A 23,514-nucleotide genomic window follows, 5' to 3' on the forward strand; every position below is an offset into this window, starting at 1 on the left:
TCGCTAATATCGGACAACCTGATGAACGGTCTGGGACTCGACGGCTACGATCCCGATAGCCAATTCGATGCCGCGGTCGCGTTTCGCATCCGCGTGGTAGCGCAGGAGCAATATATTCCGCTCCATCAGCACCGCAAAGGGCAGCTGATTCTGGCGCTGGGTGGTGCAATCACCTGTGAGGTAGAAAATGCCATGCTGATGGTTCCGCCCCAGTATGCCGTGTGGATCCCCGGGCAGATGCCCCACAGCAACAGGGCCACGCCAGGTGCGCAGCTCTGCTTTTTGTTTATTGAACCGGGTGCCGTCAGTCTGCCGGACCGGTGCTGTACCCTTAAAATATCGCCCCTGGTGCGGGAGCTGATTCTGTCGCTGGCGGGAAAAACGCGTGAGCAACTGCCGCTTGCCACCACCTCGCGTCTGGTGGATGTGTTGTTTGATGAACTGCCGCTCCAGCGCCAGGAGCATTTACAGCTGCCCGTTTCCCCTCATCCAAAAATTCGGTTGATGAGCGAAAAGATGGCGGAAGAGCCCGCCGCGTGGCAGACGCTGGCACAATGGGCGAGCCACTTTGCCATGAGTGAGCGCAACCTGGCGCGGCTGGTGGTCAAAGAGACGGGCTTAAGCTTTCGCCGCTGGCGTCATCAGCTGCAGTTGATTGTGGCGTTGCAGCTGCTGATTGGCGGGAAGTCAGTTCAGCAGGTGGCGCAGTCACTTGGTTATGACTCCACCACCGCCTTTATTACGATGTTTAAAAAGGGGCTGGGGCAAACGCCCGCGCGCTATATTGCCAGCCTGACTACGACTTCCCAATAAACAGCGAAACCAGCCCGGCGGCAATGAGCGGGCCCACCGGAACGCCGCGAAAGAGCGCCACGCCAAGCACCGTTCCCACCAGCAGGCCAGCCACCAGCGAGGGCTGGCTGCTCATCAACGTGACGCCGCGACCACCCAGCCATGACACGAAAATCCCCACCGCGATAGCCACCAGTGATTTCCAGTTAACAAACGAGTGCAGCAGCGTTGAGGCCGGAAGCGTGCCGCTGGCAATGGGGGCCATCACCCCAATGGTCAAAATGATTATCCCGATCGTCAGGCCTTGTTTTTCTATCCACGGGAAAAAAGTGTTTAACGGGGTGACGCGCACAATGATCAACACCAGGATCGAGATGGCGACGGTGGTGTTATGGCTGATAAAGCCGAGTGCAGCGAGTGCCAGTAGAATAAGCAGAGTAGGGTCAAACATGAGGAGTCCTTGCCAGAATAGTAAGCCTGCTTACTTTACGCGGAAAAACGGCTAACGACAGTGTTTTAAAAAAAATAGGAGATTGTCATATCCGTGTCATTTGCAGGGGATAAAACGGCATCAGGCATCGCAAAGGGTCGCTAAGATGAACGATCACATGTTTGTTGAAACGCTGATTATCTCCTCATCGTTTTTCGCTATTGCGGTGATTTTGATCGCATCAGTTCTGTTTCTGGAAAAGAGAGGCTGACAGAGGCGTCAGCCATCACGGTCACGCTTTACGAAACGTCACCAGTTCAGGGTGGGCAATGCACAGATAATCCTGGGTATCCATGATCACGGATTTTTCCAGCAGACCGGCATTGAACGCGATTTCGTCAAAACGCTCGAACAGGAGCGGGTCGGCGACCAGCGTCAGATCCGGATGGAAGCTAAACGGTGGAATAGCGCCAAACACGCAGGCGGTCAGATGATCGACTTCGGCCGGGCTTGCGAGAGAGGCTTTTAAGCCGCCGAAATGGCTGGCAAGCTGGCTCAGGTCGGCCTGCTGGTCAGCGGCCAGGATTGCCAGAACGTGTTTTTTTACACCATTTCCCTTCACTTTGCAGACCAGCGCTTTTGCGCCTTGCCCCAGATCGGTTCCGCGGATTTCGCTTACCGCTTCGCATTTTCCTACGGCCTCGTGCTCCATCACGCGAAAGCGCGCACCTTGCTGCGTTAACAGCGAAATGAGTTGCTGGTGGGTAGCCGTACCCTTAACCTCATCAGACATAGTCAGTTTACCTGTTATCTGCCAATACGCAGTTTCCAACAGTAGCACAGATCATTTTGCGAAGGGGATGGACGAAGGGGAAAGAAAACAGCCAGCGTGTCGCTGGCTGTGTGGTCAGGCATTGCTGGTGGCCGATTGCTTGTGGAACAGCTCCCGGAACACCGGATAGATATCATCCTGGTCACGGATGTGTTGCATGGCGAAGTTATCGAACATCGATTGCAGATGTTCATATTCACGCCACAGCGTCTGGTGAGCACGACGCGTGATTTCGATATAGCTGTAGTAACGCACCACCGGCAAAATTTTCTTCGCCAGAATGTCGTGACACAGCGGCGAATCATCCGCCCAGTTGTCGCCATCCGACGCCTGCGCAGCATAGATGTTCCACTGAGCCGGATCGTAACGCTCTTTCACCACCTCATCCATCAGCTTCAGGGCGCTCGATACGATGGTGCCGCCGGTCTCCTGCGAGTAGAAGAACTCATGTTCATCCACCTCTTTGGCCTGGGTGTGGTGGCGGATATAAACCACTTCCACGTTCTTATAGGTTCTGCTCAGGAACAGATAGAGCAGAATGTAAAAACGCTTCGCCATATCCTTGGTGGCCTGGTCCATTGAACCGGAGACGTCCATCAGACAGAACATGACAGCCTGGCTCGAAGGCTCCGGCCGTTTTTCGTAGTTTTTATAGCGCAGGTCGAAGGTATCAATAAACGGTACCCGCTCAATCTTCGCCCTCAGCTCGGCAATCTCTTTACGCAGGCGCTCTTCTTCCAGCAGTTGCGCCGGTTCTGTGTTTTCTACCACCTTCAGGCTGCTTTCCAGTTCGCGCAGCTCCCGCCGTTTACCGGCCGTCATGGCCGTGCGCCGCGCCAGCGAGTTCTGCAGCGAACGAACGACGCTGATATTGGCCGGTACGCCGTTCGCGGTATAACCCGCGCGATGGGTTTTGTATTCGTTAAGCTGACGGTGCTGGTTCTTTTTCAGATTAGGCAGCGCCAGATCCTCAAAGAGCAGGTCGAGATACTCATCTTTTGAGATCTGAAAGACGAATTCATCCTGACCTTCACCATCCTGGCTGGCCTGTCCTTGACCGCTTCCAGAACCGCCGCCGCCTCCTTGTGGGCGCTCGATTCTGTCGTTCTGAACGAAGTGGTCATTACCTGGGTGTACGCGATGGCGCAGGCCGCCACGCCCCTGATGAAACATCGGTTCGCTGATGTCATCGGTGGGGATGGAGACAGACTCGCCGCTGTCGACGTCGGTTACCGAGCGTTTGTTGATGGCCTCGGAGATCGACTGTTTAATTTGCGCTTTGTAACGGCGCAAGAAGCGCTGGCGATTCACCATGCTCTTGTTTTTGCCGTTCAGACGCCGGTCAATAAACCAGGTCATATACCCCCCGTACTGCATTTGCCAACTTGCATTTTGTCGGCCCGGTGAGCGTTAAACGCGCCACCGGGCACTTGTTTTAAGACGATTTCCGTACGCGCAGATACCATTCGCACAGCAAACGAACCTGTTTGCGGGTGTAGCCTTTTTCCATCATACGGTCGACAAAATCGTCGTGTTTTTTCTGCTCGTCAGTTGAGGTTTTGGTGTTAAACGAAATGACGGGTAACAGCTCCTCGGTATTAGAGAACATTTTCTTCTCGATGACCGTGCGCAGTTTCTCGTAGCTGGTCCAGTTCGGATTACGACCGTTGTTATGCGCTCTGGCACGCAGTACGAAGTTCACAATCTCGTTACGGAAGTCTTTCGGGTTACTGATCCCGGCAGGCTTCTCAATTTTTTCCAGCTCCGCGTTCAGGGATTCACGGTCAAACAGCTGTCCGGTATCCGGGTCGCGGTACTCCTGATCCTGGATCCAGAAGTCAGCATAGGTGACGTAACGGTCAAAGATGTTCTGGCCGTATTCTGAATAGGATTCCAGGTAGGCCGTCTGGATCTCTTTGCCAATAAACTCGGCATATTTCGGGATCAGATAACCTTTCAGGAACTCAAGGTAACGTTCCGCCTGCTCCTGTGGGAACTGCTCGCGTTCAATCTGCTGCTCCAGCACATAGAACAGGTGGACCGGGTTGGCCGCCACTTCCGCATGGTCGAAATTAAACACGCGGGAGAGGATCTTAAACGCGAAACGCGTGGACAGACCGTTCATGCCCTCGTCGACACCCGCGTAATCGCGGTACTCCTGATATGACTTCGCTTTCGGGTCGGTATCTTTCAGGCTTTCCCCGTCATACACGCGCATTTTGGAGTAGATGCTGGAGTTTTCCGGCTCTTTCAGACGCGACAGGATGGAGAAGCGCGACAGCGTTTCCAGCGTGCCCGGTGCGCATGGGGCATGCATTAGCTCACTGTGGTTAAGCAGTTTTTCGTAAATTTTGATCTCTTCGGAGATCCGCAGGCAATAAGGCACTTTGACGATGTACACACGGTCAAGAAACGCCTCATTGTTTTTGTTATTTCGGAAGGAGACCCACTCGGATTCGTTCGAGTGCGCCAGGATGATGCCGTTGAACGGCAGGGCAGAGATACCTTCCGTCCCGTTGTAGTTCCCCTCCTGGGTGGCCGTCAGCAGTGGATGCAGCACTTTTATGGGTGCTTTAAACATCTCGACGAATTCCATAATGCCCTGATTTGCCCGGCACAGTGCGCCAGAGTAGCCGTAGGCATCCGGGTCATTCTGGGCGTAGTTTTCCAGTTTACGGATATCGACTTTCCCGACCAGCGCCGAGATGTCCTGGTTGTTCTCATCACCCGGTTCAGTTTTGGCGATGGCGATCTGCTCCAGAATGGATGGCCACACTTTCACGACGCGGAATTTGGTGATATCGCCACCAAACTCATGCAGGCGTTTCGCCGCCCACGGCGACATGATGGTGCCGAGATAACGACGCGGAATGCCGTACTCTTTATCCAGAATTTGCGCATCTTCCTGCGGGTTAAACAGGCACAGCGGATGGTCGTTCACCGGGCTGCGTTCACCGTTGGCGCTCAGCACATAGATAGGCACGCGCTGCATCAGCGATTTCAGCCGTTCAGCCAGCGACGATTTACCGCCACCCACCGGGCCGAGTAAATAGAGGATCTGTTTCTTCTCTTCCAGACCCTGAGCAGCATGCTTCAGGTAGGAGACGATTTGCTCGATGGCATCTTCCATGCCATAGAACTCTTCAAACGCCGGGTATCGGGCGACCACCCGATTCGAAAAGAGACGGGAAAGCCGTGGTTCCTGGGCAGTATCAACCATGTTTGGCTCACCAATAGCCATCAATAGCCGTTCTGCCGCGTTGGCATAGGCACTGCGATCTTGCCGACAGATGGTAAGAAACTCCTGCAGTGTGAACTCTTCGTCCTTGGCAGCTTCATAGCGCTGGCGATAGTGATCGAATATATTCATGGCATGCCGTCCTTTCGTTTTTTAGCACAGGATAAGAGCCGTTCGTATGAGTAGTGGAGGCTCCCGGAAGAGAATCTCTCGCACCTCACTGCCAGAGCAGCAACCTGTGTGCCAGGTCAGACGCTAAGAACCGCGGGGCGTGCAGGAAAACTCTTCTTAAATTAAAGCGTAGATGGCATTTGCAAAACTTGCATGCTGATAAAATCTAATTTCAATGACATATCAATAACTCATCCAAAAATATCCATTGCCGTTATATGTCATACGGGCATTTTTCACCCTGCGGTCACAGAAGTGAAAACGGCCTGTCATCTGAAAAATGAAAAATAACGGGTTAATCAAACTGATTAGCAGGCAAAAAATTTGGGGAAGTACGGGTCTGGCGGTTACACTTCTCCCGCTGATTATTTGACTACAGGAAAGAATGGATTGTGACCAAACTCAAACTTCTGGCATTGGGCGTACTCGCCGCGACCGCAGTTAGCACCGCACAGGCGGAAAGCCAGTGGACGGTAGGTGCGGGCGTTGGCGTCATTAACAGCCCGTATAAACAGTATGATCGTGATGTTTATCCCGTTCCGGTTGTCACCTATGAAGGCGATAACTTCTGGTTCCGTGGACTGGGCGGCGGCTACTATCTGTGGAACGATACGGCCGATAAGCTCTCCATTATGGCCTACTACGATCCGACGCACTTCAAACCGGGTGATAGCGACAGCCACGCCCTGCGTCGACTCGACAAGCGTAAGAGCACCATGATGGCGGGTCTCTCTTATGTGCATAACACCGAGTATGGCTTCCTGCGTACCGCGCTGGCGGGAGACACGCTGGATAACAGCAACGGCTTTATCTGGGATCTGGCCTGGCTCTATCGCTACACGAACGGTGCGTTAACGCTGACGCCAGGTATTGGTGTGCAGTACAACAGTGAGAACTACAACGACTACTACTATGGCGTTTCTAAGAATGAATCCCGTCGTAGCGGTCTGAAGAGCTACAGCGCAGATGATGGTTGGGATCCGTACCTGGAGCTGACCGCGAGCTACAACTTCCTGGGTGACTGGAATGTATACGGTACTGGCCGTTACGAGCGTCTGAGCGACGAAGTGAAAGACAGCCCAATGGTCGACAAGTCCTGGGCGGGTATTTTCTCTGTCGGTGTGACCTACAAGTTCTGATTGCGCATTAAAACAGTGCAATCTTTGCATTATAACGGGGCGCTTGCGCCCCGTTTGCATTGTGCTGGTGCGGTCATAACCATACCGCGTCAAAGGCTTAGCGCTTCACAATGCGAATAGTCTGCCCTAAGCGAGACGGTTTTTCTTCGCTGGCTTTTTGCGCCGTAGTGACGCAGGCCGTTTCAACGCAGACAAACGTTTTGTAACCGTCATCGGGCACGTCGGCCATGCTCACTGAGAGTGCCGGACCTGGGTTCCAGCCCACCACGTTGCTGTGATGATGGTGAATCACTTCGATGCCACGGTTGAGGGCACTGTCGTGGATCACGTTGCACGCTTCCGGATGCAGGTAAACGCGGTCGGTACGGTCAGGGAAGGTCTGCACGCCGTCGCTGAGTTTCCCTTCTTTGGCATTGTCCACTTTGTCGATATAGGTATCGCCAAGGCCGCTCACTTTTACCGCGCTGATATCACCCACGTTGAAGTAGGTGTGCAAGGCAGACGTCGTTTCAAACTCGCCGTGCGCTTCCAGCTCAATCTCGCAGGTTTTACCCAGCTTGAAGCGGGCGTACAGGGTAAACTCGTGCGGCCATAGCGCACGGGTCTCGTCATTGGCCTGAAGCTCAAAAGTCAGCACGGCACCGTTATCATCTTCGTTATGCGCTTTCAGGGTCCACTGCTGGTTGCGGGCAAAACCATGAGAAGGCAGTCCCGGCTGCGCTGACGGGCCAAACCATGGCCAGCAGACAGGCACGCCGCCGCGGATCGCCGCTCCTTTTTTGAAAGAGGTCACATCGCTCAGCCACAGCACTTCCGTTTCACCTTCCGGTTTCCAGGAGAGCAGGTGGGCGCCGTTCAGCGCAACGGAGGCTTTCACACGCGGGTGGTCAACGACGATAACATCAGCGCCATCAATCTGGCGACGGGAGAGCACAGGGGTAAGTTGTTCGACTACCGGAAGTGCAAAAATTTTATTAATCATTAAGCAATCCTCTGTCTTATAAATAAAAAAGGCGACCGAAGTCGCCTTTTTGGATCAAGCACTCATTCCAGTTTATTTGGAGATGTGAGCGATCAGGTCCAGTACTTTGTTAGAGTAGCCGGTTTCGTTGTCGTACCAGGATACCAGTTTAACGAAGTTGTCGTTCAGTGCGATACCTGCTTTAGCATCGAACACGGAAGTGCATACTTCGCCGTTGAAATCGGTAGATACAACGTCGTCTTCGGTGTAACCCAGAACGCCTTTCATTGGGCCTTCGGAAGCAGCTTTGATTGCTTTCTTGATGTCTTCGTAAGAAGCAGCTTTTTCCAGACGAACGGTCAGGTCAACAACGGATACGTTAGGAGTTGGAACGCGGAACGCCATACCAGTCAGTTTGCCATTCAGTTCTGGCAGTACTTTACCTACCGCTTTAGCAGCACCGGTAGAGGATGGGATGATGTTCTGAGCCGCGCCACGGCCGCCACGCCAGTCTTTGTGAGACGGGCCATCAACGGTTTTCTGAGTAGCGGTGGTCGCGTGAACGGTAGTCATCAGACCTTCAATGATGCCGAAGTTGTCGTTGATAACTTTTGCCAGCGGTGCCAGGCAGTTGGTGGTGCAGGATGCGTTAGAAACGATATCCTGGCCAGCGTAAGTTTCGAAGTTAGCACCACGAACGAACATTGGGGTGTTGTCTTTGGAAGGACCAGTCAGAACAACTTTTTTCGCACCCGCGGTGATGTGTTTACGCGCAGTTTCGTCGGTCAGGAAGATACCGGTTGCTTCAGCAACAACGTCAACACCGATTTCGTTCCATTTCAGGTTAGCTGGGTCTTTCTCAGCAGTAACGCGGATGGTTTTGCCATTAACAACCAGGTGGCCGTCTTTCACTTCAACGGTGCCGTCGAAACGACCGTGAGTTGAGTCGTACTTCAGCATGTACGCCATGTATTCAGCGTCCAGGAGATCGTTGATACCAACGATTTCGATGTCAGAACGTTTCTGAGCAGCACGGAAAACAATACGGCCGATACGGCCAAAACCGTTGATACCTACTTTGATAGTCATATATTCCACCAGCTATTTGTTAGTGAATAAAAGGTTGCCTGTAAAATTACAAAAACCTTACGCAGCGTCAAGCGGAATCGTGTCAATCATTGCGACAAATCAATCCTGTGACTAACGTTTGTGCGACTGACTCGCCTCACTTTCCCTTTGAGCTAGCAACCACATGGGGGCTGCGCCCGGAATTTTAAAGGCCTCGCAGGATAAATATGTGAGAATGATCACAATTGCCTGACCGCCTTTTCGCGACACATAAGTTTAGATCAAAAGTGCACGCAAGGGTGTTAATGTTTTGTTAGAATCCGGGTTAAAAGGTGTCTGTTTCTACAGCGAGATGTAAGCATATGTCGAACCAACGTAACCCTGACGATTTGAAAAAAAACCTCACAGAAATGCAGTTTTACGTGACGCAGAATCACGGCACGGAGCCGCCATTTACCGGGCGTTTACTGCATAACAAACGCGATGGCGTATACCATTGCCTGGTCTGTGACGCCCCGCTGTTCAATTCACAAACGAAATACGATTCTGGCTGCGGCTGGCCGAGCTTTTACGAGCCGGTGAGCGATGACGCAATCCGCTACTTAACTGACTCGTCGCACGGGATGGTGCGTACCGAAATTCGCTGCGGCAACTGCGATGCGCACCTGGGGCATGTCTTCCCGGATGGCCCTCAGCCAACGGGCGAGCGTTTCTGCGTTAACTCAGCTTCTCTGAGCTTTAGCGACGATGAAAACGGCGACCAGATTAAAGGTTGAAAAAACGATTCAGCAAATTATTCCTTTGAAAGGGAGAGATCGTGAATATTGATGACATGATTAACGGTATGACGCCGGAAGTTTATCAGCGTCTGGTCACCGCCGTTGAGCTGGGGAAATGGCCTGATGGCGTTGCCTTAACCCCGGAGCAAAAAGAGAACAGTCTGCAGCTGGTCATGCTGTGGCAGGCGCGCAACAATACCGATGCGCAACACATGACAATCGATACCAACGGCCAGATGGTGATGAAGAGCAAGCGTGAACTGAAGGAAGAGTTTGGTATCACGCCAAAGCCGATTGCGACGATGAAAATACAATAACGGTGTGGGTTGATGCCCTCACTCAACCCTCTCCTTGTGGGAGAGGGGTTGATTACCTCACTACTTGTGCGAGATCCCGAGCGACTCTGCCAGCTGCTTCGCTAACTGGTTATTATCATCCGCCCCATACTCCCAGAACATTGCGCCTGCCAGACCTTTCTCTTTGATATAGTCCGCTTTGATAGCGACGGAACGTGGATTCTCATACGAGAGGGCAAACAGATCCTTCCCGTCGGCGCCCTTCACGGAAAGCCACGGCACTTTCGCCTGGTCGTCCCAGTGTTCAGTAAAGCGCTTTTGCGGGTCGTTTAGCAGTTTCTTCACGATATCGTTGTACTTCACGTAGGTATCTTTGGTCAGGTCATAACCGAGTGATCTGAACAACCCGATCTCCTGTGGGCCGAAGTAAGGCTGTGTCACCGGATTGTTTTGCGCATCGGGCTTGCTCCAGTCAATGCCCGGTTCCACAGCGCGTTTTGGCACGCGCCCATAGAAACCAATCCCAAGGTTCATCTGCTGTGGCTTCAGCCCCGCGGCCAGATAATTATTCACCACAAAATCAACGCTGTATTTATCTGCTGCCGCCACGGTCGGCCAGGCGCTGGAGTCATACAGGTTCGCGTTAAAATACTGAGTGCCGTACGCCATGTCGTAGGTCATCAGGTTGATATAGTCGAGAAGGGGAGCGATGGCTTTCACATCGACCCAGCTTTTCGGACTTTCCGCATTGGCTCCAACCGCAATCGTGACCAGTTTTTTCTGCCCGAAGGCGGCACGCAGCTCTTTCAGCAGAGCGGTGAAGTTATCCCGGTCAGCAGGCGTGCTTGCGACCAGCCCCCATGCGCCGTTTACCGGGTACTCCCAGTCAAGGTCGATCCCGTCCAGACCGTATTTCTCAACAATCTCCTGCGCCGAGCGGATAAACACCGCGCGGCTCTCTTTGGTGGCTGCTGCGCCCGAGAAACCACGGGCACCCCAGCCGCCGACGGAAAGCAGAACGTTTAATTTCGGGTTTTGTTTACGAAGCTGTGGGATAAGCGCCAGGTCGGACGCCACTTTCGGCGATAACCAGATCTGATGCCGCTTCGCCGGATCTTTCAGGGCGGCGTTGATTTCGTCTTTTTCGTCATTGTAGATAAGACCAAACGAATAGTTCAGGTGGGTGATCTGGCGGACATCAAGCGTATTGATATCGCCACCGGGTCCGGCAGTGACATCACCACCGCCGTTAAAGTAGCCCACGGACATCAGGGGGGCGGCATAAGCAACTGACGCGCAAAGCAGGGGTAATGCTGCCAGCAATGGCAAACGTTTCATACAAGTTCCTCTTTGACAGAATAAAAATAACCACGCCACAGAAAAAGCGTGGCGAAAAAACAGCCTGAAAAGCATAACATTGCCGCTTCGCTGGTGATGCGAGGGAGTTCACTTTATGGGGATCGGAGTGGAAATGCCGGGTGGCGGCTTCGCCTTACCCGGCATAAAAGACTACGCCTGCGTCTCCAGCCAGTCTGCCAGCGTATAGAGCGTTGCGCCTTCAGCGGCCATATCCATAAACGCCTGCGCGCTGTCCTGCGGTTGAATGTTCACTCCGCGACAGCCGTCGGTGATGACGCTGACCGTATAACCCAACTGGAGCGCGTCCAGCACGGTAAACTTCACGCAGTAGTCCGTTGCCAGCCCCAGCACAATCAGCTCGGTGATTTCGTGGTGACGTAACCACGCGTCCAGCGCCGTTTTCTGGCGATGTCCGTTATCAAAAAAGGCGCTGTAGCTGTCAATAGCCGGGTTTTCGCCTTTATGAAACACCGCGTCGATGGCTTTCTGATTCAGCAGCGGATGCAGCGCGGCGCCTTCCGTTTGCTGCACGCAGTGATCGGGCCAGAAGGTTTGCGCCAGACCGTCGAGTTCACCCTGAGTGAAGGGCTCAACGCCGTGCTGGCTGGCAAAACTGCCGTGATTCGTCGGGTGCCAGTCCTGGCTTGCGACAACGGCTTCACCGCGCAATTTACACCAGTCAATCAGGGTATTGGCCACGTCGACCGTGCTGTCACCTTCTGCGACGGCCAGTGCGCCGCCCGCGCAGAAATCATTTTGCAAATCGACCAGTAACAGGGCGCGTTGCTTCATGAGGCCTCCTTACTCGTCCGGGGTCAGTTCGCCGCGCAGGTTTTGCATCATGGCGCTGCGAATGGACTGGATGTCCAGATCCTGACTCAGTAAATAATGAAGTTTAGTCAGTGTGGCCTCGACGGTCATATCGAATCCGCTGATCACCCCCGCATGCGCCAGAGCGTTACCGGTGGCATAGCCGCCCATATTGACCTTGCCGGACATACATTGCGTCAGGTTAACCACCACAATCCCGCGCTCGCTCGCTTCCTGCAGCTCTTTCAGGAATTCACTGTTCTGCGGCGCGTTACCCACACCGTAGGAGCGCAAAATCAGCGCTTTTACCGGCTGGCGCAGGAAGTTACGCACCACATCAGCAGAGATGCCCGGATAAATGGTTACCACACCGATCGGCTGCGGGGTGATCGGGTGAACGATCAGCTCGCCTGAGGTGGTCGGCGCAGGCGGCGTGCCCAGACGACGAATATGAATACCCGCTTCCAGCAGCGGTTGCAGGTTTGGTGAGGCGAAGGCGTCAAACCCATCGGCGTGCGCTTTGGTGGTACGGTTGCCACGATACAGACGGTTGTTGAAGAACAGCGAGACCTCGTTAATCGGGTAGTTCGCCGCCACGTAGAGGGAGTTAAGCAGGTTAATCTGTCCATCCGAGCGCAGTTCCGCCAGCGGAATTTGCGAGCCGGTGACAATCACCGGTTTGCTCAGGTTTTCCAGCATGAAGGAGAGCGCCGAGGCGGTAAAGGCCATGGTGTCGGTACCATGCAGGATCACAAAGCCGTCGTACTGGTCGTAATGGGCTTTGATGTCATCCGCGATATGCTGCCAGTCTTCCGGCGTCATGTCGGAGGAGTCCATCAGCGGCTCGTACTCGTGGATGGTAAAGTCAGGCATTTCCGGGCGGTGGAATTCCGGCATCAGGGCAAGCTGACGTTGAAGATGGCCGGACACGGGAATATAGCCGTTTTCAGAGCGCTGCATCCCGATGGTACCGCCAGTGTAGGCTACATAAATCGATTTCTTCTGCATGGTAGTGATTTCTTGTTCTTCAAAAGAAAAAAATCCCCTCTTCACCGGAAGAGGGGACGGGGTTTAACGTACGTTTGCGCAGGTCAGGCAAAACGCGTAACGACTTTGTGGATCATTAAACGCCGCGAGCTTATCGCTTTCCGCTTTCATCGCTTTAGCGGCCGTGGCGACAGGCGCTGGCAGATAAGCCTGCAGCGCTTCCGGCAACATGGCGCGCACGGAGACGGACATGCTGTCCATCACCATATCGAAGAACGACGGCTCATCCTGATAGTATTCAACATGCCACTGTTTGAGCTTCGCCAGTTCGGCGGCTTTCTTCACCGCGTCATCAAAGTCACCCAGACTGTCGACCAGGCCGTTGCTCTTCGCATCCTGTCCTGTCCAGACGTGGCCCTGAGCAATCTCGTCGATCTGCTGCGGCGTCTTCTTACGCGAGTCAGCGACCAGCGTGATAAAGCGCTTGTAGCCATTCTCAATGCTGAGCTGCATCATCTCGGACACTTCAGGTGGCAGGGATTTGGTTACCGACACATCCGCCAGCGGTGAAGTGGCCACACCATCCGTATGTACACCCAGGTAATCCAGGCTGTTCTCTACCGTGTTGATCACCCCGAAGATGCCAATTGATCCGGTCAGGGTGCTTGGGTTAGCGACGATGTAGTTAGCCGGGGTTGAGATCCAGTAACCGCCGGAAGCCGCCATGCCGCCCATGGAAACCACCACCGGTTTACCTGCTGCACGCGCTGCGGCCAGCTCGGCGCGGATCACTTCAGAGGCGCTGACGCTGCCCCCCGGGCTGTTCACACGCAGCACAATCGCTTTCACTTTCGGATCAAGACGCGCGTCACGGATCTGCGACGCGGTGGTATCACCGCCGACGTTCCCCGGTGTCTCCTGACCGTCCATGATTGCGCCATTGGCGAAGACGACGGCAACGCTGTCACCGCTCTCATCCGGTTTTTTCGCCGCGTAATCGTACATGCTGATCGCGCTGTAATTTTTATCCTCTTTGCTCCAGCCGAACTGTTTGCTCAGGGACTTTTCGATCTCCGCGCTGGTTCCCAGGGCATCGACCAGCTTGTTATCAAGCGCATATTTCGCGGTATCGCCGTCAACCTTGCGCAAGCCGTCCAGCACGCCCTGAGCACCAGGGAAGACCTGTGCAGGGGTAATCTGGCGGTTACTGGCAACCGTGGTCAGATAGTTCTGCCACAGCTCACCAATCCAGCGGCTGTCCGCTTCACGGGCGGCAGGGGACATGTCATCACGGATGAATGGCTCAACGGCAGATTTATACGTACCGACGCGGAACACGTGGGTGGTGACCTTCAGCTTGTCGAGCAGAGATTTGTAGTAAAGCCCGTTCGTGGCAAAGCCGTGCAGGTCGACCGTACCCTGAGGTGAAAGCCAGATTTTATTGGCAAAGCTCGCCAGATAATATTGCCCCTGGCTGTAGCTGTCGCCTATTGCGATCACCGGTTTACCGCTGTCACGGAATTCACGCAGGGCTTTGCCGATGTACTGCATGGAAGGTTGGTCGGCCCCGGCAAAATCTTTCAGATCCAGCACGATACCCGTAATGTTGCGATCATCTTTTGCCTGACGAATGGTATCGACAATATCGAACAGGGAGTTTTCCTGCAGGCGGTCCGAGGTAGCGCCGAACAGCTGACGACCAATCACTCCCAGACGATTGCTGGTGGAAGGCTTATCGACAATCACGCCGGTGATGTCGAGCAGCAGCGCGCCGCGCGTCGAATGCTGTGACTGGTTTGCGTTACTGATGTGCATCCAGATGCCCGCGCAAACCAGCATCAGGAGGATGAAAAAGAGGTTCATCACCAGGTTGCGGACGAAATTGAGCAGTCGCCACGTCCATTTAAAGAAACCGGCAAAGATTCGCCAAAGGGTTCGCATGTATTCTCCCTAACCAGAAAATGACTGTTTCCGTCGCCACTGGACGGTAATGTTGGGTTATCGTAATGACCCAACCGCCACTTGTCAGCAGGAATCGCCTGCCAGGCTGTAACAAAATCTGCCGTCGTGTTAATTTTGTGAGTAAATTTCAAGAAAGGAGTTAACCAATGGACGCACTTGAACTGCTTGTTAACCGCCGTAGCGCGTCACGTCTGGCGGATCCTGCGCCAGCGGGTGAGCAGCTGGAGAACATTCTGCGTGCCGGTATGCGTGCGCCGGATCACGGCACACTTCAGCCGTGGCACTTCTTTATTATTGAGGGTGAAGGCCGCGAGCGCTTCAGCCAGCTGCTGGAGCAGGGGGCGGTTGCCGCCGGTCAGGATGAGAAAGGGATCGATAAAGCCCGTAACGCGCCGTTCCGTGCACCGATGATCATCGCCGTCGTGGCGAAGTGTCAGGCGGAGCATAAAGTGCCGGTATGGGAGCAGGAGATGTCGGCGGGATGCGCGGTGATGGCGATGCAGATGGCCGCTGTTGCACAAGGCTTCAACGGTATCTGGCGTACCGGGCCACTGACTGAAAGCCCGGCGGTGCGCGACGGACTCAACTGCGGCGAGCATGATAAAATCGTCGGTTTCCTCTATCTCGGCACCCCTCAGCTTAAAGCCTCCAGCACCATTAGCGTGCCGGACACTACGCCTTTCGTCAGCCGTTTCTGATAACGCGCGCTAAACTGTCTGGATTCTGAGCATCTGCCGCAGAATTCAGACAGTCATACTTACCTCTTTAAGGAATGAGCGCTACCATAGCGCGATTGCATTGACAGGAGATGTCCATGAGCGAGCAAACCATTCGTTTAACGCAATACAGCCACGGAGCCGGTTGCGGTTGTAAAATTTCCCCCAAAGTGCTGGAAACCATCCTGCACAGCGAACAGGCGAAGTTTGTCGACCCGAACCTGCTTGTTGGCAACGAAACGCGTGACGATGCAGCGGTTTATGACTTGGGTAACGGCACCAGCATTATCAGTACCACTGACTTCTTTATGCCGATTGTCGATAACCCGTTCGATTTCGGGCGCATCGCGGCGACCAACGCCATCAGCGATATCTTCGCGATGGGCGGTAAACCGATTATGGCGATTGCGATTCTGGGCTGGCCGATCAACACCCTGGCGCCAGAAATAGCCCGCCAGGTGATTGAGGGCGGACGCTTTGCCTGCCAGCAGGCGGGGATTGCCCTGGCCGGTGGTCACTCTATTGATGCGCCGGAGCCGATCTTCGGTCTGGCGGTCACGGGCGTGGTGCCTACCGAGCGCGTCAAACGCAACAGCACCGCGCAGGCGGGTTGCAAGCTGTTCCTCACCAAGCCGCTGGGCATTGGCGTACTGACCACTGCCGAGAAAAAATCCCTGCTGAAACCGGAACACAAAGGTCTGGCAACGGAAGTGATGTGCCAGATGAACCTGGCCGGTGCCGCTTTCGCCAATATCGACGGCGTGAAGGCGATGACCGACGTCACCGGTTTTGGCCTGTTGGGGCATCTCTCTGAAGTGTGTCAGGGCGCGGGCGTGCAGGCGCAGGTCTGGTATCAGGACGTGCCGAAGCTGCCAGGCGTGGAAGCGTACATTGCCCAGGGCGCCGTGCCGGGCGGTACTCAGCGTAACTTTGCCAGCTATGGTCATCTGATGGGCGAAATGCCTGAAGAGTGGCGTAACCTGCTGTGCGATCCGCAAACCTCGGGTGGCCTGCTGCTGGCGGTCACGCCGGAGTCAGAAGCTGAGGTGCAGGCTACGGCCGCCGAGTTTGGTATTACCCTGACGGCGATCGGCGAGCTGGTGACCGCGCGCGGTGGCCGACCGATGATTGAGATCCGTTAATTCGATGCGGTTGTTTATTGCCGAAAAGCCGAGTCTGGCCCGTGCCATCGCCGATGTGCTGCCGAAGCCGCATCGCAAAGGCGACGGCTTTATTGAATGCGGTAACGGGCAGGTGGTCACCTGGTGCATTGGTCACCTGCTTGAGCAGGCACAGCCGGACGTCTACGACAGCCGCTATGCCCGCTGGAACCTCAACGATCTGCCGATTGTGCCGGAAAAATGGCGGCTGCAACCGCGCCCCTCCGTCACCAAACAGCTCAACGTCATTAAGCGCTTTTTGCATGAAGCGTCTGAAGTTGTCCACGCCGGTGACCCGGACAGGGAAGGACAACTGCTGGTGGATGAAGTGCTGGACTATCTGGAGCTGGCGCCGGAAAAACGCCAGCAGGTGCAGCGCTGCCTGATTAACGACCTCAACCCGCAGGCGGTGGAGCGGGCGATTTCGCGCCTGCGTGCCAACAGCGAGTTTATCCCGCTGTGCGTGTCCGCGCTGGCGCGCGCGCGCGCAGACTGGCTATACGGGATCAACATGACCCGCGCCTACACGATCCTTGGGCGGAATGCCGGCTATCAGGGGGTACTCTCCGTTGGCCGCGTGCAAACGCCGGTGCTGGGGCTGGTGGTGCGCCGCGATGAGGAAATTGAAAACTTCGTCGCCAAAGATTTCTTCGAAGTGAAAGCGCACATCGTTACCCCGAAAGAGGAGCGTTTTACCGCCGTCTGGCAGCCGAGTGATGCCTGCGAATCGTATCAGGATGAAGAAGGGCGTCTGCTGCACCGTCCGCTGGCGGAGCACGTGGTCAACCGGATCACTGGTCAACCCGCCATCGTCACCAGCTATAACGATAAACGGGAATCCGAACCCGCACCGCTGCCGTTTTCACTTTCTGCCCTGCAGATTGAGGCCGCGAAGCGCTTTGGCCTGAGCGCGCAGAACGTGCTGGATATCTGCCAGAAGCTCTACGAAACCCACAAGCTCATCACCTATCCACGTTCAGACAGCCGCTACCTGCCTGAAGAGCACTTTGCCGGACGCCACGCGGTGATGAACGCCATCGGCGTGCATGCGCCGGATCTGCTGCCGCAACCGGTCGTCAACCCGGATACCCATAACCGCTGCTGGGACGATAAAAAAGTCGATGCCCACCATGCGATCATCCCGACGGCGCGGGCCAGCAACGTCAACCTGACGGAGAACGAAGCGAAGGTCTATAACCTGATCGCGCGTCAATATCTGATGCAGTTCTGCCCGGACGCGGTGTTCCGCAAGTGCGTCATTGAGCTGGAGATCGCCAAAGGCAAATTTATTGCCAAAGCACGTTTTCTGGCGGAAGCGGGCTGGCGCACGCTGCTTGGCAACAAAGAGCGTGACGAAGAGAACGACGGTACTCCGCTGCCGGTGGTGGCTAAAGACGACGAACTGCTGTGTGAGAAAGGGGAAGTGGTAGAGCGCCAGACGCAGCCACCACGTCATTTCACCGATGCGACGCTGCTCTCCGCCATGACCGGAATTGCCCGTTTTGTGCAGGACAAAGAGCTGAAAAAGATCCTGCGCGCCACTGACGGGCTGGGAACCGAAGCAACCCGCGCGGGGATCATCGAGCTGCTGTTCAAACGCGGCTTCCTGGAGAAAAAAGGGCGCTATATTCACTCCACCGAGCCGGGCAGGGCATTAATCCACTCCCTGCCGGAGCTGGCTGCCAGGCCGGATATGACGGCGCACTGGGAATCGGTGCTGACGCAGATCAGCGAGAAACAGTGCCGCTATCAGGACTTTATGCAGCCGCTGGTGGGGACGCTGTATCAGCTGATCGATCAGGCGCGCAGCACGCCGGTGAAGCGGTTCAGAGGAATGGTGGCACCGGGTGGTGGTGCGAAGAAACCGTTTAAAAAGAAAAAGAGCGCGGCCTGACACCCCCTTTTTTTTCCCTCTCCCTGTGGGAGAGGGCCGGGGTGAGGGCACCCGGCCGCACGATAAACCTTAAATCACACCCTGCCCAATCATCGCGTCCGCCACCTTCACGAACCCGGCGATATTCGCACCACGCACGTAGTTGGTTTGCGAGGCCTCACCGCCGTACTCTACGCAGGCGTGGTGAATATCCAGCATGATGTGGTGCAGACGGGCATCCACTTTCTCTGCTTTCCAGCCCAGACGCGCGGCGTTTTGCGCCATCTCCAGACCGGACGTTGCCACGCCGCCGGCGTTGGCGGCTTTGCCCGGTGCAAACAGTACGCCTGCTTCCAGGAACAGATCGGTCGCCTCGATGGTGGTTGGCATATTCGCCCCTTCGGCTACCGCTTTTACGCCATTGCTGATTAAGGTGCGAGCGGCTTCAACGTCCAGTTCGTTCTGGGTTGCACACGGCAGGGCGATATCCACCGGCACGCCCCACGGTTGTTTACCCTCAAGATAGGTCAGACCAAACTCGCGGGCATAATCGGCCACGCGGCCATCGCGGCTGGCTTTAATTTCACACAGACGCGCCAGTTTCTCAGCCGTGAAGCCGGCTTCATCCACGACGGTACCGCTGGAATCAGACGCGGTGACTACGCGGGCACCAAACTGCATTGCTTTTTCGATAGCATATTGCGCCACGTTGCCGGAGCCGGAGACCGCCACGCGCATGCCTTCAAAGCCTAAGCCGTGGCGTTTCAGCATCGCTTCGGTGAAATAGACCAGACCGTAGCCGGTCGCTTCCGGGCGGATCAGGCTGCCGCCGAAGGAGAGTCCTTTGCCGGTAAAGACGCAGGCGCTGTTGTTTGAGAGCTTTTTCATCATTCCGGCCATAAAGCCCACTTCACGCCCGCCCACGCCGATATCACCGGCAGGGACGTCGGTGTCCGGGCCAAGGTGGCGATAAAGCTCGGTGATCAGCGCCTGGCAGAAGCGCATTACTTCGCCTTCGCTTTTGCCTTTCGGGTCAAAATCGCTGCCGCCTTTACCGCCGCCCATCGGCAGGGTAGTGAGCGCGTTTTTAAAGGTCTGCTCAAAGCCAAGGAATTTCAAAATCGACAGGTTCACTGAAGGGTGGAAGCGCATCCCGCCCTTAAACGGCCCGATAGCCGAGTTAAACTGCACGCGCCACGCGCGGTTCACCTGCACCTGATTGCGGTCGTCCACCCACGCCACGCGGAACTGGATCACGCGCTCAGGTTCGACGAGGCGCTCAAGCAAAGACATCTGACGATAACGTGGGTTTTGTTCCAGGAAGGGCCACAGGGTGGTCATTACTTCACGTACGGCCTGCGCAAACTCGCTCTGATGCGGGTCGCGCTGCTGAACATGGGTGAGAAAACTTTCCAGAGTGCGTGTCTGATCCATAGATATAAGAACCTCTTATGATAATTTCCGTATGTGTCTTATACGATTTGTGTTGTTTTTTTGACTATACCACCCGTACCGCTTTGCGAAGCAAGCAGAAATTTATGTCGAAAGGGAAATTAATGACCTGTGCGGCGTCATAACCAAAAGCGATGACGAGATAAATTAAAGGTTCCGCGATGATTAACCGTTATAGTCATTATCAGGACACAACAGGAAGAGAAGTCTATGAACCGTTACGTGATGACCGCGTTATGTTTGATGCTGAGCGCTGGCGCGCAGGCTGACCGCATTCGTCCGGATGTGGAAGTGAACGTACCGCCGGAGGTCTTTAGCTCCAGCGGCCAGAGAGCGCAGCCCTGTAACCAGTGCTGCATCTATCAGGATCAGAACTACTCAGAAGGGGCGGTGGTGAAAGCGGACGGCATCCTGCTGCAGTGCCAGCGCGATGAACGCACCATCAGTACGAACCCACTGGTCTGGCGTCGCGTAAAAGAATAAAGGCTTCCAGCAGCGGAATATCCGCCGGGACTAAGGGGTAGTCAAACGCCTCTTCAGGCGTACACCACACCAGGGCGCTGTGGTAGTGCGCCGTTAGTTCACCGCTGAAGTGGGGCACGTGCCAGGCGTGTAAATGGATTATCCGCTGTGACACTTCCCGCTGGTGGCTTGCCACGTAGTACGACGGTCGCGCGTGGATCCCCAACTCCTCCTGCAGCTCGCGGATCAGCGCTTCGGGCTGCGTTTCTCCGGCTTCCACCTTTCCACCGGCAAACTCCCACAGGCCCGGCTGATCGGCATGCATGGGGCGCTGCGCCAGTAAAATTTTATTGTCTTTTTCGATGATTGCCGCAACGACATCGAGTGTTTTCAGCATGGTCGTCAATACTTGATAGCGAAAAACACCATATTATCGTGCCCTTTCCAGGAGTCCAGTCATCAGGAGAATTACGTGAAAGAGACATCCCCCTGGGTTGCCCCGGTTGAATCCCTTCCCGCCAGCCTCAAACCCATTGCCGCCATGCAGAAAAAACACTTTGGCGCAGTGCTTAACCCCACGCGCTGGTGGGGACGTATGCCGCGCCTGTTCTGGCTGGTGGCGCTGTTTGTCGGGTTTCTGGAGCGACGCAACGCCCGCCTGACGCCGGTGCTGCGCTCGCTGCTGATGACGCGGGTATCCCAACTCTGTCACTGTGCATTTTGCATTGATGCCAACAGCCTGCGCCTGGCCGAACGCGCGGGCGCGCTGGATAAAGTGCAGGCCGTAAGCCAGTGGCGTGACGCCGCGCTTTTCAATGAGCAGGAGCGCGCGGCGCTGGCCTACGCGGAGGCCGTCACCGCCACGCCGCCGCAGGTGGATGAGGCGCTCAAAAGCGAGCTCAAACGCCTTTTTACCGATGAGATGATGAGCGAAATGACGGCGCTGATTGCGTTTCAAAACCTTTCGGCCCGCTTTAATGCCGCCCTGGATATCCCGGCGCAGGGACTGTGCGACACGTTTAAAGGAAAGCCGCATGCTTGATCGACATCTTCATCCCCGGGTAAAGCCCGCCCTTAACCGGCTGGCCTCCTGGCTGGATAAACCCGGCATCACGCCCGATGGCTTAACGTTAACCGGATTTGCCGCAGGCGTGCTGACGCTACCGTTTCTGGCGCTTGGCTGGTATCCGGCGGCCCTGGTCGCCATTGTGGTTAATCGCCTGCTGGATGGCCTGGACGGCGCGCTGGCACGCCGCAGAGGGCTGACGGATGCGGGCGGGTTGCTGGATATCGCGCTCGATTTTCTGTTCTACGCGCTGGTGCCGTTTGGTTTTGCCCTCGCGGCTCCCGCTGAGAATGCGCTGGCCGCGGCCTGGCTACTGTTCGCCTTTATCGGAACCGGCAGCAGCTTTCTGGCCTTTGCCGCTCTGGCGGCGAAACACAATATCGATAACCCCGGCTATGCGCACAAGTCGTTTTACTATATCGGCGGATTAACGGAAGGGACGGAGACCATCGTGCTGTTTGTGTTGTGCTGCCTGTTTCCGGCGCACTTCACGCTTCTCGCGTGGGTATTTGGCGCGTTGTGCTGGCTGACCACCACAACGCGCATCTGGAGCGGGTATCTGACGCTGCGTTCACTCACGCCCTAGCGCGAACTGTCGGGTCCGCGCTCGCCAGACGACACCGGGTTTTGCGGGTGGCTGCTCCATTCGTACCAGCCACCGTCATAGACGGAGATGTTTTTCCAGCCCATCGCCCGGGCATACATAAAGCCCTCAGAGGCTCGCCAGCCGGTACCGCAATAAAAGGCCACGTGCTGTTCCGGCAGGATGTTCCAGCTTTTCCACATGGCGGCGATGTCATCGGCGCTGCGCATGGTGCCGTCCGGGTTATGGAAATCTTCCATATGGGTGGCATCGCTTCCGGCATGACCCCAGCGGGCACCGGCAATTTCACCTTTGGGTTTGATGTAGCTGTAGCCGCTGGTTTCGCCAGTAAACTCCGGCCACGAGCGAATGCTGACCAGCGAGGCATCCTGGCGATGCAGCATCCCGCGCGCCTGCGCCATATCGATCATCAGCTGTGGCTGACCGGGGATCGGCGCGCCGAAATCGGGAGCGGGTTTGACATCAGCAGGCATCCCTCTTTCCACCGGCAGGTTGGCCTCTGACCACGCTTTCCAGCCACCATCAAGAATACGCACGTCCTTCACGCCCGCGTAGAGCATAATTTGTGCCACGCGGGCGGCGGCATAGACATCGCGACCATACAGAATGACGGTGGTATCGTGACGGATCCCGTGTTTTGCCAGCATCGCTTTCAGTTTGTCGTCAGAAACCTTATTCCACAGCGGCTCGCTTTCCACTTCGTTGGTATCAATATAATCCGCGCCGGGAATGTGGTTCAGTAGATAGAACTTCGGCGCACCCCAGGCGGCTTCAATCACTTTCCAGTCACCGGCCGGGGCGGCTGCCACCGGTTTGCCCTGAGAAAGCTGATAAATCCACTGCGGGTAAACGAGCTGTTCAAAGTGCGGCAGGCGCTGCAGACGCTCAGGGGACTGCAGGGCATCGCTGAGAACGGAAACCCGGGGATAACCGGCTTTCTTCAGGCGGGCGCTCACCGCCTGGTTGTCAGCGTCACTGCCGTAGAGGGCGATAGTCGTTGTGGGGGTAAGCTGATGCTGTTTTGCCCAGCGGCCAATCTGGTCGTCGCTCATCTCGCTCAGCCAGGTGGCAGAGAGGTTAAGCGCAGCGGGCTCGTGCCCGGAGGGGGCGCTCAGCGTTTGCGGCCAGCCGTTATAAAACGCACTGGCACGGGTATCGATCGCCGCGCCGTGCTGTTCCTGAAGCTGAGCCAGTGTGAGCGAATGGGGCATATCAGCGGCCATGCAAGAGAGTGAGGCGAGGCCGCAAAGCAGGGCCAGCGCGGTCAGTTGAGAAACACGTTTCATCGAATAACCTGACGTCAGTAAAAGAGGGGGGCATTGTCGTCTCTCCTGAAAGGTAAAACATTGCGTTAGCA

The 23,514-nt window shown here is 55.6% G+C and carries 24 protein-coding genes; 11 read left to right on the forward strand and 13 right to left on the reverse strand.

The window, feature by feature from the left end:
- Positions 1-21 precede the first annotated feature (21 nt).
- Positions 22-813 carry an AraC family transcriptional regulator gene (locus tag AC2FAK_RS07025; protein WP_038419134.1) on the forward strand — a complete coding sequence of 264 codons (792 nt, stop codon included), beginning with the start codon at positions 22-24 and terminating at the stop codon, positions 811-813.
- On the opposite strand, the gene AC2FAK_RS07030 is transcribed toward AC2FAK_RS07025, so the two are convergent.
- Entirely contained in the window at positions 797-1,243 is a 447-nt protein-coding gene (locus tag AC2FAK_RS07030; protein WP_008500737.1) for a DUF441 domain-containing protein, read from the reverse strand. The two genes, AC2FAK_RS07025 and AC2FAK_RS07030, sit on opposite strands and share 17 nt — an antisense overlap.
- Positions 1,244-1,388: 145 nt before the next feature.
- Between AC2FAK_RS07030 and yoaI the strand changes: the two genes are divergently transcribed.
- Positions 1,389-1,493, forward strand: coding sequence for a small membrane protein YoaI (gene yoaI, locus AC2FAK_RS07035; RefSeq protein ID WP_020690334.1), 105 nt, complete (start codon positions 1,389-1,391; stop codon positions 1,491-1,493).
- A gap of 21 nt (positions 1,494-1,514) precedes the next feature.
- Here yoaI and AC2FAK_RS07040 read toward each other — a convergent pair whose 3' ends face one another.
- From AC2FAK_RS07040 to yeaG, 3 genes are all read right to left on the reverse strand, one after another.
- Positions 1,515-2,015: a YbaK/prolyl-tRNA synthetase associated domain-containing protein gene (locus tag AC2FAK_RS07040; RefSeq protein ID WP_095454842.1), complete on the reverse strand. Its 501-nt coding sequence runs from the start codon at positions 2,013-2,015 to the stop codon at positions 1,515-1,517.
- 114 nt (positions 2,016-2,129) lie between these two features.
- A complete protein-coding gene (locus AC2FAK_RS07045; protein ID WP_057071578.1) occupies positions 2,130-3,413 on the reverse strand; it encodes a YeaH/YhbH family protein in 1,284 nt (427 codons plus the stop codon).
- Positions 3,414-3,489: 76 nt separating this feature from the next.
- Positions 3,490-5,424, reverse strand: coding sequence for a protein kinase YeaG (gene yeaG / locus AC2FAK_RS07050; RefSeq protein ID WP_013097060.1), 1,935 nt, complete (start codon positions 5,422-5,424; stop codon positions 3,490-3,492).
- Between the two features lie 431 nt (positions 5,425-5,855).
- Between yeaG and AC2FAK_RS07055 the strand changes: the two genes are divergently transcribed.
- Complete coding sequence (locus tag AC2FAK_RS07055; protein ID WP_013097055.1) at positions 5,856-6,602, forward strand: MipA/OmpV family protein; 747 nt, start codon at positions 5,856-5,858, stop codon at positions 6,600-6,602.
- Positions 6,603-6,699: 97 nt separating this feature from the next.
- On the opposite strand, the gene AC2FAK_RS07060 is transcribed toward AC2FAK_RS07055, so the two are convergent.
- Complete coding sequence (locus AC2FAK_RS07060; RefSeq protein ID WP_095454841.1) at positions 6,700-7,584, reverse strand: D-hexose-6-phosphate mutarotase; 885 nt, start codon at positions 7,582-7,584, stop codon at positions 6,700-6,702.
- A gap of 72 nt (positions 7,585-7,656) precedes the next feature.
- Positions 7,657-8,652 (reverse strand): glyceraldehyde-3-phosphate dehydrogenase, encoded by a 996-nt coding sequence (gene gapA, locus AC2FAK_RS07065; protein WP_013097053.1) that lies wholly within the window; start codon positions 8,650-8,652, stop codon positions 7,657-7,659.
- A 341-nt stretch (positions 8,653-8,993) separates the two neighbouring features.
- On the opposite strand from gapA, the gene msrB reads away from it, so the two are divergent.
- The gene (gene msrB, locus AC2FAK_RS07070) at positions 8,994-9,407 is read left to right on the forward strand and encodes a peptide-methionine (R)-S-oxide reductase MsrB (RefSeq protein WP_013097052.1); all 414 of its coding nucleotides are present in this window, start codon (positions 8,994-8,996) and stop codon (positions 9,405-9,407) included.
- A gap of 41 nt (positions 9,408-9,448) precedes the next feature.
- Positions 9,449-9,727 (forward strand): YeaC family protein, encoded by a 279-nt coding sequence (locus tag AC2FAK_RS07075; RefSeq protein ID WP_013097051.1) that lies wholly within the window; start codon positions 9,449-9,451, stop codon positions 9,725-9,727.
- Between the two features lie 60 nt (positions 9,728-9,787).
- Here AC2FAK_RS07075 and chiD read toward each other — a convergent pair whose 3' ends face one another.
- The 4 genes from chiD to sppA all read right to left on the reverse strand — a co-directional run bounded on the left by chiD (position 9,788) and on the right by sppA (position 14,803).
- A complete protein-coding gene (gene chiD, locus AC2FAK_RS07080; RefSeq protein ID WP_095454840.1) occupies positions 9,788-11,044 on the reverse strand; it encodes a chitinase ChiD in 1,257 nt (418 codons plus the stop codon).
- A gap of 171 nt (positions 11,045-11,215) precedes the next feature.
- Entirely contained in the window at positions 11,216-11,857 is a 642-nt protein-coding gene (gene pncA, locus AC2FAK_RS07085; protein ID WP_058681908.1) for a bifunctional nicotinamidase/pyrazinamidase, read from the reverse strand.
- 9 nt (positions 11,858-11,866) lie between these two features.
- Complete coding sequence (ansA, locus tag AC2FAK_RS07090; protein WP_013097048.1) at positions 11,867-12,883, reverse strand: asparaginase; 1,017 nt, start codon at positions 12,881-12,883, stop codon at positions 11,867-11,869.
- Between the two features lie 63 nt (positions 12,884-12,946).
- Positions 12,947-14,803 carry a signal peptide peptidase SppA gene (sppA, locus tag AC2FAK_RS07095; protein ID WP_095454839.1) on the reverse strand — a complete coding sequence of 619 codons (1,857 nt, stop codon included), beginning with the start codon at positions 14,801-14,803 and terminating at the stop codon, positions 12,947-12,949.
- Positions 14,804-14,970: 167 nt separating this feature from the next.
- Here sppA and AC2FAK_RS07100 point away from each other — a divergent pair, with 167 nt between their 5' ends.
- From AC2FAK_RS07100 to AC2FAK_RS07110, 3 genes are all read left to right on the forward strand, one after another.
- On the forward strand, positions 14,971-15,522 hold the full coding sequence (locus tag AC2FAK_RS07100; RefSeq protein WP_014831512.1) for an NAD(P)H nitroreductase: 552 nt from the start codon (positions 14,971-14,973) through the stop codon (positions 15,520-15,522).
- A gap of 116 nt (positions 15,523-15,638) precedes the next feature.
- The gene (gene selD, locus AC2FAK_RS07105; RefSeq protein ID WP_014831513.1) at positions 15,639-16,682 is read left to right on the forward strand and encodes a selenide, water dikinase SelD; all 1,044 of its coding nucleotides are present in this window, start codon (positions 15,639-15,641) and stop codon (positions 16,680-16,682) included.
- A gap of 4 nt (positions 16,683-16,686) precedes the next feature.
- The gene (locus AC2FAK_RS07110; RefSeq protein ID WP_038979877.1) at positions 16,687-18,594 is read left to right on the forward strand and encodes a DNA topoisomerase III; all 1,908 of its coding nucleotides are present in this window, start codon (positions 16,687-16,689) and stop codon (positions 18,592-18,594) included.
- A 69-nt stretch (positions 18,595-18,663) separates the two neighbouring features.
- On the opposite strand, the gene gdhA is transcribed toward AC2FAK_RS07110, so the two are convergent.
- Positions 18,664-20,007 carry an NADP-specific glutamate dehydrogenase gene (gene gdhA, locus AC2FAK_RS07115; RefSeq protein WP_020688396.1) on the reverse strand — a complete coding sequence of 448 codons (1,344 nt, stop codon included), beginning with the start codon at positions 20,005-20,007 and terminating at the stop codon, positions 18,664-18,666.
- A 228-nt stretch (positions 20,008-20,235) separates the two neighbouring features.
- Here gdhA and AC2FAK_RS07120 point away from each other — a divergent pair, with 228 nt between their 5' ends.
- Positions 20,236-20,508 (forward strand): YnjH family protein, encoded by a 273-nt coding sequence (locus AC2FAK_RS07120; RefSeq protein WP_013097042.1) that lies wholly within the window; start codon positions 20,236-20,238, stop codon positions 20,506-20,508.
- Here the strand turns inward: AC2FAK_RS07120 and AC2FAK_RS07125 are convergent.
- Positions 20,468-20,884, reverse strand: a complete 417-nt coding sequence (locus AC2FAK_RS07125) for a pyrimidine (deoxy)nucleoside triphosphate diphosphatase (protein WP_058681910.1) — start codon at positions 20,882-20,884, stop codon at positions 20,468-20,470. The two genes, AC2FAK_RS07120 and AC2FAK_RS07125, sit on opposite strands and share 41 nt — an antisense overlap.
- 75 nt (positions 20,885-20,959) lie before the next feature.
- On the opposite strand from AC2FAK_RS07125, the gene AC2FAK_RS07130 reads away from it, so the two are divergent.
- A complete protein-coding gene (locus tag AC2FAK_RS07130; RefSeq protein WP_095454838.1) occupies positions 20,960-21,529 on the forward strand; it encodes a carboxymuconolactone decarboxylase family protein in 570 nt (189 codons plus the stop codon).
- A complete protein-coding gene (locus AC2FAK_RS07135; protein WP_058681912.1) occupies positions 21,522-22,139 on the forward strand; it encodes a CDP-alcohol phosphatidyltransferase family protein in 618 nt (205 codons plus the stop codon). Before AC2FAK_RS07130 ends, AC2FAK_RS07135 begins: the two co-directional genes overlap by 8 nt.
- Here the strand turns inward: AC2FAK_RS07135 and AC2FAK_RS07140 are convergent.
- Positions 22,136-23,443, reverse strand: a complete 1,308-nt coding sequence (locus AC2FAK_RS07140; RefSeq protein ID WP_058681913.1) for a sulfurtransferase — start codon at positions 23,441-23,443, stop codon at positions 22,136-22,138. The genes AC2FAK_RS07135 and AC2FAK_RS07140 overlap by 4 nt on opposite strands.
- Between the last annotated feature and the right edge of the window lie 71 nt (positions 23,444-23,514).

This window comes from Enterobacter cloacae complex sp. 394F7 (assembly GCF_057320385.1).